This window comes from Pseudomonas fluorescens (assembly GCF_001648775.1).
Taxonomy (GTDB): domain Bacteria; phylum Pseudomonadota; class Gammaproteobacteria; order Pseudomonadales; family Pseudomonadaceae; genus Aquipseudomonas; species Aquipseudomonas fluorescens_M.
On record NZ_LVEJ01000016.1, the window covers coordinates 300,002 to 313,909 of the forward strand.

Here is a 13,908-nt window from a genome sequence, read left to right on the forward strand (position 1 = left end):
GGCCCGGTTCTTCGTTTCAGACTGACGTCTTACTCGGCGGATACAGCTTCGCCAGCAGTAGCACGATCAACCAACTCGACGTACGCCATAGGCGCGTTGTCGCCAGCGCGGAAACCGCACTTGAGGATGCGCAGGTAGCCACCCTCACGGGTAGCGTAACGCTTGCCCAGGTCGTTGAAGAGCTTACCAACGATAGCTTTCGAACGAGTACGGTCGAAAGCCAGACGGCGGTTAGCCAGGCTGTCTGTCTTGGCCAGAGTGATCAGCGGCTCAGCAACGCGACGCAGTTCTTTGGCTTTTGGCAGAGTAGTTTTGATCAGCTCGTGCTCGAACAGCGACACCGCCATGTTTTGGAACATGGCCTTGCGGTGCGAGCTGGTGCGGCTCAGGTGACGACCACTTTTACGATGACGCATGGTTCATTCCTTACCAAACACTACGTTCGGTGATTACGACGATCAGGCAGTCGCCTTGTCGTCCTTCTTAAGACTTGCAGGCGGCCAGTTGTCGAGGCGCATGCCGAGGGACAGACCGCGGGAGGCCAGAACGTCCTTGATTTCAGTCAAGGATTTCTTGCCCAGGTTCGGAGTCTTCAACAGCTCTACTTCGGTACGCTGAATCAGGTCACCGATGTAGTAGATGTTTTCCGCCTTAAGGCAGTTAGCCGAACGTACAGTCAGTTCCAGATCGTCAACCGGGCGAAGCAGGATCGGATCGATCTCGTCTTCCTGCTCGACAACCACTGGCTCACTGTCACCTTTGAGGTCGACGAACGCAGCCAACTGCTGTTGCAGGATGGTTGCAGCGCGGCGGATAGCCTCTTCAGGATCCAGAGTACCGTTGGTTTCCAGATCAATAACCAGCTTGTCCAGGTTGGTACGCTGCTCGACACGGGCGTTTTCCACCACGTATGCGATACGGCGAACCGGGCTGAACGAAGAGTCAAGCTGCAAGCGACCGATGCTGCGGCTTTCGTCTTCATCGCTCTGACGCGAGTCGGCTGGTTCATAACCACGACCACGAGCTACGGTGAGCTTCATGTTCAGGGCGCCGTTAGACGCCAGGTTAGCGATTACGTGATCGGGATTAACGATCTCGACATCATGATCCAGCTGAATATCGGCAGCGGTAACCACCCCCGAACCCTTCTTCGACAAGGTCAGCGTAACTTCGTCACGACCGTGCAGCTTGATGGCCAGACCTTTAAGGTTCAACAGGATTTCAATTACGTCTTCCTGTACACCTTCGATGGCGCTGTACTCGTGGAGCACACCGTCAATCTCGGCCTCGACTACTGCGCAGCCGGGCATTGAGGACAACAGGATGCGGCGCAGCGCGTTGCCCAGGGTGTGGCCAAAACCACGCTCGAGAGGCTCGAGAGTGATCTTGGCGCGGGTTGGACTGACAACCTGCACATCAATGTGGCGGGGTGTCAGGAACTCATTTACCGAAATCTGCATGGATGCACCTATTTTCTAGCCCTTACTTGGAGTAGAGCTCGACAATCAGGCTTTCGTTGATGTCGGCGGACAGATCACTGCGAGCAGGAACGTTCTTGAAAACGCCCGACTTCTTCTCAGTGTCTACTTCTACCCATTCTACGCGGCCACGTTGGGCACACAGATCGAGAGCTTGGACAATGCGAAGTTGGTTTTTTGCTTTCTCGCGAACTGCAACCACGTCACCAGCACGAACCTGATACGACGGAACGTTTACGGTCTGACCGTTAACGCTGATCGACTTGTGCGATACCAGCTGGCGGGATTCGGCACGAGTCGAACCAAAGCCCATACGGTATACAACGTTGTCCAGACGGCATTCGAGCAGTTGCAGCAGGTTTTCACCGGTTGCACCTTTCTTGCCAGCAGCTTCTTTGTAGTAGCCGCTGAATTGACGCTCGAGAACGCCGTAGATACGACGGACCTTCTGCTTTTCACGCAGTTGGGTGCCGTAGTCGGACTGGCGACCGCGGCGTTGGCCGTGGATACCAGGTGCTGCTTCAATGTTGCACTTCGATTCGATCGCGCGCACGCCGCTCTTCAGAAAGAGATCGGTGCCTTCGCGACGAGCGAGTTTGCATTTTGGACCAATGTAACGAGCCATTCTTTACAATCTCCTGGATTACACGCGGCGCTTCTTCGGCGGACGGCACCCGTTGTGCGGGATTGGCGTCACGTCGGTGATGCTGGCGATCTTATAGCCACAGCCGTTCAATGCACGGACAGCGGACTCACGACCTGGACCTGGACCCTTGACATTAACGTCGAGGTTTTTCAGGCCATATTCCAGCGCAGCTTGACCAGCACGTTCAGCAGCTACTTGAGCAGCAAACGGGGTGGACTTGCGGGAACCGCGGAAACCCGAACCACCGGAGGTAGCCCAAGAAAGCGCGTTACCTTGACGGTCGGTGATGGTCACGATGGTGTTGTTAAAAGAAGCATGGATGTGGGCGATGCCATCAACCACTGTCTTTTTAACTTTTTTACGAGGACGAGCAGCAGGTTTTGCCATGATTAATTTCCTGTCGATTCGCGTGGGCGATTACTTGCGGATCGGCTTACGCGGACCTTTACGGGTACGCGCGTTAGTCTTGGTACGCTGACCGCGTACTGGAAGACCACGACGATGACGCAGACCACGGTAGCAACCGAGGTCCATCAAACGCTTGATTTTCATGTTGATTTCGCGACGCAGGTCACCTTCAGTGGTGAACTTCGCCACTTCGCCACGCAACTGCTCAATCTGCTCGTCGCTCAGATCTTTGATCTTTGCGGCTGGGTTTACCCCAGTCACTGCGCAAATTTTCTGCGCAGTAGTGCGACCAACACCATAGATGTAGGTCAGCGAGATAACAGTGTGCTTGTTATCTGGAATGTTAACGCCTGCAATACGGGCCATTCAGTGGGACTCCAATTGACAGCTACCTACGCCCCGGAAGCCAAGAAATAGGGCGCGAGATAATATCGCTGTAATAACAAATAATCAACCCGGCAGCGCACTAGCTGCCGGGCTTCAAGCGGATCACACTCAGCCTTGGCGCTGTTTGTGACGCGGTTCCGCGCTGCAAATTACTCGAACAACACCTTCGCGGCGAATAATCTTGCAGTTACGGCACAGCTTTTTCACCGATGCACGAACTTTCATCACCAACTCCTCGAACCTTATGGGTACTCAGCGCAACATGCCGCTGCCGTAACCCTTCAGGTTGGCTTTCTTCATCAGGGATTCGTACTGGTGCGAAACGAGGTGCGATTGTACTTGGGACATGAAGTCCATCACAACCACGACCACGATCAGCAACGAGGTCCCGCCAAGGTAGAACGGAACGTTTGCTGCAACCACCAGGAACTGGGGCAACAGGCACACGGCCGTCATGTAAAGAGCACCGAACATGGTCAAGCGAGTCAGAACGCCATCAATGTAGCGCGCAGACTGCTCACCTGGACGGATGCCCGGAATAAAGGCACCGGACTTCTTCAGGTTTTCCGCTACGTCTTTCGGATTGAACATCAACGCCGTATAGAAGAAGCAGAAGAAAATAATCCCTGCACTAAACAGCAGAATATTCAACGGCTGACCAGGAGCGATCGACTGCGAGATGTCCTGCAACCAGCCCATACCTTCAGACTGACCGAACCAGGCACCCAACGAAGCCGGGAACAGCAAAATGCTGCTCGCGAAAATAGCCGGAATAACGCCGGCCATGTTCACCTTCAACGGCAAGTGGCTAGTCTGCGCAGCAAAAACCTTACGGCCCTGCTGACGCTTGGCGTAGTGAACAGCGATACGACGCTGACCACGCTCAATGAACACCACGAAACCGATAATCGCTACTGCCAGCAAACCGATGGCAACCAAGGCGAAGATGTTGATATCACCCTGACGCGCAGACTCGAAAGACTGCCCGATTGCTCTCGGAAGACCGGCGACGATACCCGAAAAAATCAACATCGAGATACCGTTGCCTACACCACGCTCAGTAATCTGCTCACCCAGCCACATCATGAACATCGCACCAGCCACAAATGTGGATACCGCGACGAAATGGAAGCCAAAGTCACCAGTGAACGCAACGCCCTGCCCCGCCAGACCAATGGACATGCCAATAGCCTGAACGAGAGCGAGGACGACGGTGCCGTAGCGGGTGTACTGGCTGATCTTGCGACGGCCAGCTTCACCTTCCTTCTTCAACTGCTCCAGCTGCGGGCTGACGGCTGTCATCAGTTGCATGATGATCGATGCCGAAATGTACGGCATGATCCCCAGTGCAAAGATGCTCATCCGTTCCAGCGCGCCGCCGGAGAACATGTTGAACAAGCTAAGAATGGTCCCCTCATTCTGTCGAAACAGGTCTGCGAGTCGGTCCGGGTTAATACCTGGAACCGGGATGTGTGCGCCTATTCGGTAGACGATAATCGCCAGGAACAGAAAACGCAGACGAGCCCAGAGTTCAGACATACCGCCTTTGCCGAGCGCAGAGAGAGCACCTTGCTTAGCCATTTATTCCTCGAACTTGCCGCCAGCTGCTTCGATAGCCGCACGCGCACCTTTGGTGGCGCCGATTCCCTTGCCGATAGTGACAGCGCGAGTCACTTCACCGGACAGCATGATTTTCACACGCTGTACGTTGACGTTGATCACGTTGGCATCTTTCAGGGACTGCACGGTGACGATGTCGCCTTCCACTTTAGCCAGCTCGGACAGACGCACTTCTGCGCGGTCCATGGCTTTCAGGGAAACGAAACCGAACTTCGGCAGGCGACGATGCAGCGGCTGTTGACCGCCTTCAAAGCCTGGAGCAATGGTGCCACCGGAGCGGGAGGTTTGACCTTTGTGACCACGGCCACCAGTCTTACCCAAACCGCTACCGATACCACGGCCCGGACGATGCTTTTCGCGACGGGAACCCGGCGCTGGACTCAGATCATTGAGTTTCATCGATTAACCCTCGACACGCAGCATGTAGTAAGCCTTGTTGATCATCCCGCGATTCTCGGGAGTATCCTGGACTTCTACAGTGTGACCGATGCGACGCAGACCCAAACCCTTAACGCACAATTTGTGGTTAGGGATGCGGCCGGTCATGCTTTTGATCAGCGTTACTTTAACGGTAGCCATGATCAGAAGATCTCCTTGACGCTTTTGCCACGCTTGGCGGCAATGGATTCAGGAGACTGCATAGCTTTCAAACCTTTGAAAGTGGCGTGAACCACGTTTACCGGGTTAGTCGAGCCGTAGCACTTGGCCAGAACGTTCTGAACGCCAGCAACTTCGAGGACAGCACGCATAGCGCCGCCAGCGATGATACCGGTACCTTCAGAAGCAGGCTGCATGTACACCTTCGAAGCGCCATGAGCGGACTTCATTGCGTACTGCAGAGTGGTGCCGTTCAGATCAACTTGGATCATGTTGCGGCGAGCAGCTTCCATTGCCTTCTGGATCGCAGCAGGCACTTCACGCGACTTGCCACGGCCGAAGCCAACACGCCCTTTACCATCACCAACCACGGTCAACGCGGTGAAAGTGAAGATACGGCCGCCTTTAACGGTTTTGGCTACGCGGTTAACTTGAACCAGCTTCTCAATGTAGCCTTCGTCGCGCTTTTGGTCGTTATTTGACATAACTTAGAACTCCAGCCCAGCTTCACGAGCAGCATCAGCCAGCGCTTTAACGCGGCCGTGGTACTTGAAGCCAGAGCGGTCGAAAGCCACTTGCGAGACGCCAGCGGCCTTAGCACGCGTAGCGACCAGCTGGCCAACCTTTGTGGCCGCGTCGATGTTGCCAGTGGCGCCATCACGCAGTTCTTTATCCAAAGTCGAGGCGCTTGCCAGGACTTTGTTGCCGTCGGCCGAGATGACCTGGGCGTAGATGTGCTGCGACGAGCGGAACACGCAGAGACGCACGACTTCGAGTTCGTGCATTTTCAGGCGTGCTTTGCGAGCGCGACGCAGTCGAGTAACTTTTTTGTCGGTCATTTGCTATGCCCTACTTCTTCTTGGCTTCTTTACGACGGACGACTTCGTCCGCGTAGCGCACACCTTTGCCTTTGTACGGCTCTGGTGGACGGAAGTCGCGGATCTCAGCGGCCACTTGACCTACCAGCTGCTTGTCGATGCCCTTGATCAGGATATCGGTCTGGCTAGGAGTCTCAGCGGTGATGCCTTCCGGCAGTTCGTAATCCACTGGGTGCGAGAAGCCAAGGGCAAGGTTCAAAACCGTGCCTTTTGCTTGCGCTTTGTAACCAACACCGACCAGCTGGAGCTTACGCTCGAAGCCTTGGCTTACGCCTTGGACCATGTTGTTTACCAACGCACGCGTGGTACCGGCCATTGCGCGAGTTTGTTGATCGCCATTGCGAGCAGCGAAACGCAGCTCACCAGCTTCTTCAACAATCTCAACGGACGAATGGATGTTCAGTTCAAGAGTACCCTTGGCACCCTTCACCGAAAGCTGTTGGCCTGCGAATTTTACTTCGACACCGGCTGGCAGCTTAACGGGGTTCTTAGCGACGCGAGACATGCTTATCCCCCCTTAGAACACAGTGCAAAGAACTTCGCCGCCGACACCGGCAGCGCGCGCAGCACGATCCGTCATCACACCTTTGTTGGTGGAGACGATAGACACGCCAAGACCGCCACGAACTTTCGGCAGATCTTCAACGGACTTGTACTGACGCAGGCCTGGACGACTAACGCGCTTCACTTCTTCGATAACCGGACGGCCTTCGAAGTACTTCAGCTCGATGGACAACGACGGCTTAGCGTCGGTGGTGATCTGAAAATCCGCGATGTAACCTTCGTCCTTCAGGACTTTTGCTACAGCCACCTTCAGCGTGGAAGACGGCATGCTTACGACAGACTTTTCAGCCATCTGGGCATTACGGATTCGAGTTAGCATGTCCGCTAACGGGTCCTGCATACTCATGGGCTAGACGCTCCTAATACAGAAAAATTAGCCTTGCGGCTACTACTTGTCGCCGAGAACTTCCGGGCATGAAAAACACGGGCTCAGGCGAGCCGGTCATTCTAGACACACCCCAGAAATGAATCAAGCCCCAAAAGGGGCTTGATTCAGATTCAAGGCCACCGATGGTCAGGTTCTTGCGAACCTGAACATCGAGACTTTGACAGCAATTACCAGCTGGCTTTAACCAGACCTGGTACGTCACCACGCATTGCAGCTTCACGCAGCTTGTTACGGCCAAGGCCGAACTTGCGGTAAACGCCGTGCGGACGACCAGTCAGGCGGCAACGGTTACGCATGCGCGCAGCGCTTGCGTCACGTGGTTGCTTCTGCAGAGCTACGGTAGCTTCCCAACGCGCTTCTGGACTTGCGTTCAGATCGACGATGATAGCTTTCAGCGCTGCACGCTTGGTGGCGTACTTGGCAACAGTGAGCTGACGCTTCAGCTCACGGTTTTTCATGCTCTTCTTGGCCATTTTCCTACTCCAATCAGTTGCGGAACGGGAATTTGAAAGCACGCAGCAGAGCGCGGCCTTCATCATCGTTCTTGGCAGTGGTGGTCAGGGTAATGTCCAGACCGCGGAGAGCATCGATCTTGTCGTAGTCGATTTCCGGGAAAATGATCTGCTCTTTCACGCCCATGCTGTAGTTACCACGACCATCGAAGGACTTGGCATTCAGGCCGCGGAAGTCGCGAACCCGAGGCAGGGAGATCGACAGCAGACGATCCAGGAACTCGTACATACGCTCACGGCGCAGAGTCACTTTGACGCCGATCGGCCATCCTTCACGGACTTTAAAGCCAGCGATGGATTTACGAGCGTAGGTCACAACGACTTTTTGGCCGGTGATCTTTTCCAGGTCAGCAACAGCATGCTCGATGACTTTCTTGTCACCAACAGCTTCGCCCAGACCCATGTTCAGGGTGATTTTTGTAACGCGTGGAACTTCCATCACGTTCGAAAGCTTAAGTTCTTCCTTAAGCTTCGGTGCGATTTCCTTCCAGTAAATCTCTTTTAGTCGTGCCATGGTCTTCTACCTAGCAGTGTTCAAGCATCAACCGCTTTTTGGGTCGACTTGAAGACACGAATTTTCTTGCCGTCTTCTACTTTGAAACCAACGCGGTCAGCCTTGTTGGTTTCGCCGTTGAAAATGGCGACGTTAGAAGCGTCCAGTGGAGCTTCTTTTTCGACGATACCGCCTTGTACGCCCGACATCGGGTTAGGCTTGGTATGACGCTTAACCAGGTTCAGACCGCCAATAACCAGACGGTTATTAGCGAGAACCTTAAGCACCTTACCGCGCTTACCTTTGTCTTTGCCGGCGATCACGATGATCTCGTCGTCACGACGAATCTTTTGCATGTCGGATCTCCTTACAGCACTTCTGGGGCGAGCGAGACGATCTTCATGAACTTCTCAGTACGAAGTTCACGGGTCACTGGCCCAAAGATACGGGTGCCGATCGGCTCTTGCTTGTTGTTCAGAAGAACAGCAGCGTTGCCATCAAAGCGGATAATGGAGCCATCAGCACGACGTACGCCGTGACGAGTGCGGACTACAACAGCAGTCATCACTTGGCCTTTTTTCACTTTACCGCGAGGAATTGCTTCCTTCACGGTAACTTTGATGATGTCACCGATACCAGCGTAACGACGATGGGAGCCACCCAGCACCTTGATGCACATAACGCGGCGAGCGCCGCTGTTATCGGCCACATCGAGCATGGATTGAGTCTGAATCATATAATTTCTCCGACCCCTAGTCCTTAGACTTCCACAGCGCGTTCGAGAACATCAACCAGCGCCCAAGACTTGGTCTTGGCCAAAGGACGAGTTTCACGAATAGTGACTTTGTCGCCGATGTGGCACTGATTGGTTTCGTCGTGCGCGTGCAGCTTAGTCGAACGCTTAACGTATTTACCGTAGATCGGGTGCTTAACGCGACGCTCGATCAGTACGGTGATGGTTTTGTCCATCTTGTCGCTGACAACACGGCCAGTCAGCGTACGGACAGTTTTTTCGGCTTCAGCCATGATTACTTACCTGCCTGCTGGTTGAGCACAGTCTTCACGCGAGCGATGTCACGCTTAACTTGCGAGAGCAGATGAGACTGCCCCAACTGGCCAGTTGCTTTCTGCATACGCAGATTGAACTGGTCGCGCAGCAAGCCGAGCAGTTGCTCGTTCAGCTGCTGTGCGGATTTTTCACGAAGTTCATTCGCTTTCATCACATCACCGTCCGTTTAACAAAGGCGGTGGCGAGCGGCAGCTTTGCAGCAGCCAGGGCAAAAGCCTCACGCGCCAGCTCTTCAGAAACACCCTCGATTTCATACAGGACTTTGCCTGGCTGAATCTGGGCAACCCAGTACTCCACACTACCCTTACCTTTACCCATCCGAACTTCGAGTGGCTTCTTGGAAATAGGCTTGTCCGGGAATACACGGATCCAGATCTTGCCGCCACGTTTAACGTGACGGGTCAGTGCACGACGCGCTGACTCGATCTGACGAGCGGTGAGACGACCACGAGCTACAGACTTCAGCGCGAACTCGCCGAAGCTGACTTTGCTACCGCGCTGAGCCAGACCACGGTTGTGGCCTGTCATCTGCTTGCGGAACTTCGTACGCTTAGGTTGCAACATTTGGCGTACCCCTTACTTAGCAGCTTTTTTACGAGGCGCTGGTGCTTGTGGTTTCAGCTCTTCTTGGCGACCACCAATTACTTCGCCTTTGAAGATCCAAACCTTTACACCGATCACACCGTAAGTGGTGTGAGCTTCGTAGTTGGCATAGTCGATGTCGGCACGCAGGGTGTGCAATGGCACACGACCTTCGCGATACCATTCAGTACGTGCGATTTCAGCACCGCCGAGACGACCGCTCACTTGGATTTTGATGCCTTTGGCACCAATGCGCATGGCGTTCTGAACGGCGCGCTTCATAGCGCGACGGAACATTACACGACGCTCCAGCTGCTGAGCTACGCTCTGCGCAACCAGCATACCGTCGAGTTCCGGCTTGCGGATCTCTTCGATATTGATGTGCACAGGCACACCCATTTGCTTGGTCAGGTCCTGACGCAGTTTCTCAACATCTTCACCTTTCTTCCCGATAACGATACCTGGACGAGCGGTGTGGATGGTGATACGTGCAGTTTGGGCCGGACGATGGATATCGATACGGCTTACGGACGCGCTTTTTAGTTTGTCTTGGAGATACTCACGCACTTTCAGATCTGCGAACAAGTAGTCCGCATAAGTCCGACCGTCTGCGTACCAGACGGAGGTGTGCTCCTTGACGATTCCCAGGCGAATGCCAATGGGATGTACTTTCTGACCCATCTCTTCGACTCCGTTACTTGTCAGCAACCTTGACAGTGATATGGCAAGACCGCTTGACGATGCGATCAGCACGGCCTTTGGCACGTGGCATGATGCGCTTCAGCGAACGCCCTTCGTTGACGAAAACGGTGCTGACTTTAAGGTCATCAACGTCTGCGCCTTCGTTATGCTCGGCGTTGGCTACGGCCGACTCCAGCACTTTCTTCATGATCTCGGCGGCTTTCTTACTGCTGAAAGCCAACAAGTTGAGCGCTTCGCCCACCTTCTTCCCGCGGATCTGGTCGGCGACCAAGCGGGCTTTCTGGGCGGAGATTCGAGCGCCCGACAACTTAGCGGCTACTTCCATTTCCTAACCCCTTAACGCTTGGCTTTCTTGTCAGCCACGTGCCCACGATAAGTGCGGGTACCGGCGAACTCGCCCAGTTTATGGCCGACCATGTCTTCGTTCACGAGAACTGGGACGTGCTGACGACCGTTATGTACGGCGATGGTCAGACCGACCATCTGTGGCAGGATCATCGAACGACGCGACCAAGTCTTAATTGGTTTGCGATCGTTCTTTTCCGCCGCCACTTCGATCTTCTTCAGTAGGTGAAGATCAATAAAAGGACCTTTTTTCAGAGAACGTGGCACTGTCGTATCCCTCTATTTACTTGCGACGACGGACGATCATTTTGTCGGTACGCTTATTACCACGAGTCTTCGCGCCCTTAGTCGGGAAGCCCCATGGCGATACCGGATGACGACCACCAGAGGTACGACCTTCACCACCACCATGCGGGTGGTCAACCGGGTTCATGGCAACACCACGAACGGTTGGGCGAACGCCACGCCAGCGTTTGGCACCAGCTTTACCCAGCGAACGCAGGCTGTGCTCGGAGTTCGAGACTTCGCCCAGGGTCGCACGGCATTCAGCCAGGACTTTACGCATTTCACCGGAACGCAGACGCAGGGTAACGTACACGCCTTCACGAGCGATCAGCTGAGCCGAAGCACCAGCGGAACGAGCGATCTGTGCGCCTTTACCTGGCTTCAGTTCGATGCCGTGTACGGTAGAACCGACTGGAATGTTGCGCAGTTGCAGAGCGTTGCCTGGCTTGATTGGAGCCAGAGCGCCTGCGATCAGCTGGTCGCCAGCACTCACGCCTTTAGGGGCGATGATGTAGCGGCGCTCGCCGTCTGCGTAGCAGAGCAGTGCGATGTGAGCAGTACGGTTTGGATCGTATTCGATACGCTCGACAGTGGCGACGATGCCATCTTTGTCGTTGCGACGGAAATCGACCATACGATAATGCTGCTTATGACCACCACCGATGTGACGCGTGGTAATACGGCCATTGTTGTTACGACCACCAGTCTTCGATTTTTTCTCGAGCAGCGGTGCGTGAGGAGCGCCTTTATGCAGCTCCTGGTTGACCACCTTGACCACAAAACGGCGGCCAGGGGAAGTCGGTTTGCATTTAACGATTGCCATGATGCACCCCTTCCTTACTCAGCACTGCTGCTGAAATCGAGATCTTGGCCTGGCTGAAGGGAGATAACTGCCTTCTTCCAGTCATTACGCTTGCCCAGACCGCGAGCAGTGCGCTTGCTCTTACCCAGAACGTTCAGGGTAGTGACGCGCTCTACTTTCACGCTGAACAGGCTTTCGACGGCCTTCTTGATTTCCAGCTTGGTTGCGTCAGTAGCAACCTTGAAAACGAACTGGCCTTTCTTGTCTGCCAGAACCGTAGCCTTCTCGGAAACGTGCGGGCCAAGCAGAACTTTAAATACGCGTTCCTGGTTCATCCCAGCAGCTCCTCGAATTTCTTCACGGCCGACACGGTGATCAACACCTTGTCGTATGCGATCAGACTAACTGGATCGGAACCTTGAACGTCACGTACATCTACGTGCGGCAGGTTACGAGCAGCCAGGTACAGGTTCTGATCAACAGCGTCCGACACGATGAGAACATCGGTCAGGCTCATGTTGTTCAGCTTGCCCAGCAGATCTTTGGTTTTTGGAGTTTCAACAGCGAAATCCTGAACCACGACCAGACGATCAGTACGCACCAGCTCAGCAAGGATGGAACGCATTGCTGCGCGATACATCTTCTTGTTCAGCTTTTGGGAGTGATCCTGTGGACGAGCTGCGAAAGTGGTACCGCCGCCACGCCAGATTGGGCTACGGATAGTACCGGCACGAGCACGGCCAGTACCTTTCTGACGCCATGGGCGCTTACCGCCACCACGAACGTCGGAACGGGTCTTTTGCTGCTTGGTACCCTGACGGCCGCCGGCCATGTAGGCCACGACTGCTTGGTGAACCAGCGTCTCGTTGAACTCGCCGCCAAACGTCAGTTCGGAAACTTCGATCGCTTGAGCGTCATTTACATTTAATTGCATGTCAGCTTCCCCTTAACCGCGAGCCTTGGCTGCTGGACGTACAACCAGGTTGCCGCCAGTAGCGCCAGGAACAGCACCCTTGACCAACAACAGATTGCGTTCAGCGTCCACGCGCACTACTTCCAGGGACTGCACGGTCACGCGCTCAGCGCCCATATGACCGGACATTTTTTTGCCCTTGAATACACGACCAGGAGTCTGGCACTGGCCGATAGAGCCTGGGACGCGGTGGGATACGGAGTTACCGTGGGTGTTATCTTGCCCGCGGAAATTCCAACGCTTGATCGTACCCTGGAAGCCTTTACCCTTGGACTGACCGGTTACATCAACCAGTTGACCAGCGGCGAAGATTTCAGCGTTGATCAGATCGCCAGCCTGGTACTCGCCTTCTTCAAGACGGAATTCCATGGTGGTGCGACCAGCGGCAACGTTCGCCTTAGCGAAGTGGCCAGCCTGAGCTGCTGTTACACGCGAAGCACGACGCTCGCCTACAGTGACTTGCACTGCACGATAGCCATCGGTCTCTTCAGTTTTGAACTGGGTGACGCGATTCGGTTCGATCTCAATGACCGTGACCGGAATGGAGACACCTTCTTCGGTGAAAATACGGGTCATACCGCATTTACGACCGACTACACCAATAGTCATGTTGTAAACCTCATGAGTGTACGGGGCTTTCACCCGCTATGGCCGCCCATTTCAGAGCGTTACACGACTAAGACCGAGTCTTAGCCGAGGCTGATCTGCACTTCCACACCGGCCGCAAGATCAAGCTTCATAAGTGCATCAACGGTTTTATCCGTTGGCTGGACGATGTCCAGAACGCGCTTATGAGTGCGGATTTCGTACTGGTCGCGCGCGTCTTTGTTGACGTGCGGGGAAACCAGAACGGTGAACCGCTCTTTACGGGTAGGCAGTGGAATTGGACCACGCACTTGAGCACCAGTACGTTTCGCGGTTTCCACGATTTCCTGGGTTGATTGGTCGATCAGGCGATGGTCAAAAGCCTTCAACCTGATACGGATTTGCTGATTTTGCATTGGATTTCAGACTCCGGCTGCTATTCCCACCGAGCGCAATACGCCCGTTAAAAGGAGGCGCAATTCTATAGACGCCCCAGATAGGTGTCAACCCAATAAAAAAGCCCCCGCTGAGCGGGGGCTTTTTCAATTCATCAAGCAGACTCTATAAAAGAGATTACTCGATGATTTTGGCTAC

At 54.5% G+C, this 13,908-nt stretch carries 28 protein-coding genes; all 28 read right to left on the reverse strand.

The genetic code is table 11. The features are described 5' to 3' along the window. Nucleotides 1-29: 29 nt before the first annotated feature. The 28 genes from rplQ to rpsJ all read right to left on the reverse strand — a co-directional run bounded on the left by rplQ (nucleotide 30) and on the right by rpsJ (nucleotide 13,730). Entirely contained in the window at nucleotides 30-416 is a 387-nt protein-coding gene (gene rplQ, locus A8O26_RS16005) for a 50S ribosomal protein L17 (protein ID WP_003176402.1), read from the reverse strand. Nucleotides 417-458: 42 nt separating this feature from the next. Then, a complete protein-coding gene (locus tag A8O26_RS16010) occupies nucleotides 459-1,460 on the reverse strand; it encodes a DNA-directed RNA polymerase subunit alpha (RefSeq protein ID WP_003186012.1) in 1,002 nt (333 codons plus the stop codon). Between the two features lie 22 nt (nucleotides 1,461-1,482). Next, nucleotides 1,483-2,103, reverse strand: a complete 621-nt coding sequence (gene rpsD, locus A8O26_RS16015) for a 30S ribosomal protein S4 (protein WP_003176404.1) — start codon at nucleotides 2,101-2,103, stop codon at nucleotides 1,483-1,485. An 18-nt stretch (nucleotides 2,104-2,121) separates the two neighbouring features. Next, nucleotides 2,122-2,511, reverse strand: coding sequence for a 30S ribosomal protein S11 (gene rpsK, locus A8O26_RS16020; RefSeq protein ID WP_002555466.1), 390 nt, complete (start codon nucleotides 2,509-2,511; stop codon nucleotides 2,122-2,124). A gap of 30 nt (nucleotides 2,512-2,541) precedes the next feature. Continuing rightward, the gene (gene rpsM / locus A8O26_RS16025) at nucleotides 2,542-2,898 is read right to left on the reverse strand and encodes a 30S ribosomal protein S13 (RefSeq protein ID WP_003186020.1); all 357 of its coding nucleotides are present in this window, start codon (nucleotides 2,896-2,898) and stop codon (nucleotides 2,542-2,544) included. Between the two features lie 129 nt (nucleotides 2,899-3,027). Further along, nucleotides 3,028-3,144, reverse strand: a complete 117-nt coding sequence (gene rpmJ / locus A8O26_RS16030; RefSeq protein ID WP_002555468.1) for a 50S ribosomal protein L36 — start codon at nucleotides 3,142-3,144, stop codon at nucleotides 3,028-3,030. A gap of 27 nt (nucleotides 3,145-3,171) precedes the next feature. Then, nucleotides 3,172-4,500, reverse strand: a complete 1,329-nt coding sequence (secY, locus tag A8O26_RS16035) for a preprotein translocase subunit SecY (RefSeq protein WP_003228718.1) — start codon at nucleotides 4,498-4,500, stop codon at nucleotides 3,172-3,174. Continuing rightward, the gene (gene rplO, locus A8O26_RS16040; protein ID WP_003228720.1) at nucleotides 4,501-4,938 is read right to left on the reverse strand and encodes a 50S ribosomal protein L15; all 438 of its coding nucleotides are present in this window, start codon (nucleotides 4,936-4,938) and stop codon (nucleotides 4,501-4,503) included. 3 nt (nucleotides 4,939-4,941) lie between these two features. Continuing rightward, the gene (gene rpmD / locus A8O26_RS16045; protein ID WP_003176408.1) at nucleotides 4,942-5,118 is read right to left on the reverse strand and encodes a 50S ribosomal protein L30; all 177 of its coding nucleotides are present in this window, start codon (nucleotides 5,116-5,118) and stop codon (nucleotides 4,942-4,944) included. Between the two features lie 2 nt (nucleotides 5,119-5,120). After that, entirely contained in the window at nucleotides 5,121-5,621 is a 501-nt protein-coding gene (rpsE, locus tag A8O26_RS16050) for a 30S ribosomal protein S5 (RefSeq protein ID WP_003186035.1), read from the reverse strand. A 3-nt stretch (nucleotides 5,622-5,624) separates the two neighbouring features. Further along, complete coding sequence (rplR, locus tag A8O26_RS16055) at nucleotides 5,625-5,975, reverse strand: 50S ribosomal protein L18 (RefSeq protein WP_003186037.1); 351 nt, start codon at nucleotides 5,973-5,975, stop codon at nucleotides 5,625-5,627. 10 nt (nucleotides 5,976-5,985) lie between these two features. Further along, a complete protein-coding gene (rplF, locus tag A8O26_RS16060; RefSeq protein ID WP_003176412.1) occupies nucleotides 5,986-6,519 on the reverse strand; it encodes a 50S ribosomal protein L6 in 534 nt (177 codons plus the stop codon). Nucleotides 6,520-6,531: 12 nt separating this feature from the next. After that, on the reverse strand, nucleotides 6,532-6,924 hold the full coding sequence (rpsH, locus tag A8O26_RS16065) for a 30S ribosomal protein S8 (RefSeq protein ID WP_007918458.1): 393 nt from the start codon (nucleotides 6,922-6,924) through the stop codon (nucleotides 6,532-6,534). A 209-nt stretch (nucleotides 6,925-7,133) separates the two neighbouring features. Further along, a complete protein-coding gene (gene rpsN / locus A8O26_RS16070) occupies nucleotides 7,134-7,439 on the reverse strand; it encodes a 30S ribosomal protein S14 (protein ID WP_007918460.1) in 306 nt (101 codons plus the stop codon). Nucleotides 7,440-7,452: 13 nt separating this feature from the next. After that, on the reverse strand, nucleotides 7,453-7,992 hold the full coding sequence (rplE, locus tag A8O26_RS16075) for a 50S ribosomal protein L5 (RefSeq protein ID WP_003176415.1): 540 nt from the start codon (nucleotides 7,990-7,992) through the stop codon (nucleotides 7,453-7,455). 20 nt (nucleotides 7,993-8,012) lie between these two features. Next, nucleotides 8,013-8,327 carry a 50S ribosomal protein L24 gene (rplX, locus tag A8O26_RS16080; RefSeq protein ID WP_003176416.1) on the reverse strand — a complete coding sequence of 105 codons (315 nt, stop codon included), beginning with the start codon at nucleotides 8,325-8,327 and terminating at the stop codon, nucleotides 8,013-8,015. An 11-nt stretch (nucleotides 8,328-8,338) separates the two neighbouring features. Next, nucleotides 8,339-8,707 carry a 50S ribosomal protein L14 gene (rplN, locus tag A8O26_RS16085; RefSeq protein ID WP_002555479.1) on the reverse strand — a complete coding sequence of 123 codons (369 nt, stop codon included), beginning with the start codon at nucleotides 8,705-8,707 and terminating at the stop codon, nucleotides 8,339-8,341. A gap of 23 nt (nucleotides 8,708-8,730) precedes the next feature. After that, nucleotides 8,731-8,997, reverse strand: coding sequence for a 30S ribosomal protein S17 (gene rpsQ / locus A8O26_RS16090; protein WP_003176419.1), 267 nt, complete (start codon nucleotides 8,995-8,997; stop codon nucleotides 8,731-8,733). A gap of 2 nt (nucleotides 8,998-8,999) precedes the next feature. Then, nucleotides 9,000-9,191 (reverse strand): 50S ribosomal protein L29, encoded by a 192-nt coding sequence (gene rpmC / locus A8O26_RS16095; RefSeq protein ID WP_002555481.1) that lies wholly within the window; start codon nucleotides 9,189-9,191, stop codon nucleotides 9,000-9,002. Further along, nucleotides 9,191-9,604 carry a 50S ribosomal protein L16 gene (gene rplP / locus A8O26_RS16100; RefSeq protein WP_007896757.1) on the reverse strand — a complete coding sequence of 138 codons (414 nt, stop codon included), beginning with the start codon at nucleotides 9,602-9,604 and terminating at the stop codon, nucleotides 9,191-9,193. The genes rpmC and rplP overlap by 1 nt, the downstream gene beginning before the upstream one ends. Before the next feature lie 12 nt (nucleotides 9,605-9,616). Then, nucleotides 9,617-10,303, reverse strand: coding sequence for a 30S ribosomal protein S3 (gene rpsC / locus A8O26_RS16105; protein WP_003176422.1), 687 nt, complete (start codon nucleotides 10,301-10,303; stop codon nucleotides 9,617-9,619). 13 nt (nucleotides 10,304-10,316) lie between these two features. After that, entirely contained in the window at nucleotides 10,317-10,649 is a 333-nt protein-coding gene (gene rplV, locus A8O26_RS16110) for a 50S ribosomal protein L22 (RefSeq protein WP_003103908.1), read from the reverse strand. 11 nt (nucleotides 10,650-10,660) lie between these two features. Then, the gene (gene rpsS / locus A8O26_RS16115) at nucleotides 10,661-10,936 is read right to left on the reverse strand and encodes a 30S ribosomal protein S19 (RefSeq protein WP_003228731.1); all 276 of its coding nucleotides are present in this window, start codon (nucleotides 10,934-10,936) and stop codon (nucleotides 10,661-10,663) included. A 16-nt stretch (nucleotides 10,937-10,952) separates the two neighbouring features. Beyond that, the gene (rplB, locus tag A8O26_RS16120; protein WP_003228734.1) at nucleotides 10,953-11,777 is read right to left on the reverse strand and encodes a 50S ribosomal protein L2; all 825 of its coding nucleotides are present in this window, start codon (nucleotides 11,775-11,777) and stop codon (nucleotides 10,953-10,955) included. A gap of 14 nt (nucleotides 11,778-11,791) precedes the next feature. Beyond that, complete coding sequence (gene rplW, locus A8O26_RS16125) at nucleotides 11,792-12,091, reverse strand: 50S ribosomal protein L23 (RefSeq protein WP_002555488.1); 300 nt, start codon at nucleotides 12,089-12,091, stop codon at nucleotides 11,792-11,794. Further along, nucleotides 12,088-12,690, reverse strand: a complete 603-nt coding sequence (gene rplD, locus A8O26_RS16130; protein ID WP_007918468.1) for a 50S ribosomal protein L4 — start codon at nucleotides 12,688-12,690, stop codon at nucleotides 12,088-12,090. Before rplD ends, rplW begins: the two co-directional genes overlap by 4 nt. 12 nt (nucleotides 12,691-12,702) lie before the next feature. Further along, nucleotides 12,703-13,338 carry a 50S ribosomal protein L3 gene (gene rplC / locus A8O26_RS16135; RefSeq protein ID WP_003228738.1) on the reverse strand — a complete coding sequence of 212 codons (636 nt, stop codon included), beginning with the start codon at nucleotides 13,336-13,338 and terminating at the stop codon, nucleotides 12,703-12,705. Between the two features lie 80 nt (nucleotides 13,339-13,418). Beyond that, nucleotides 13,419-13,730, reverse strand: a complete 312-nt coding sequence (gene rpsJ / locus A8O26_RS16140; RefSeq protein ID WP_003186070.1) for a 30S ribosomal protein S10 — start codon at nucleotides 13,728-13,730, stop codon at nucleotides 13,419-13,421. Nucleotides 13,731-13,908 lie beyond the last annotated feature (178 nt).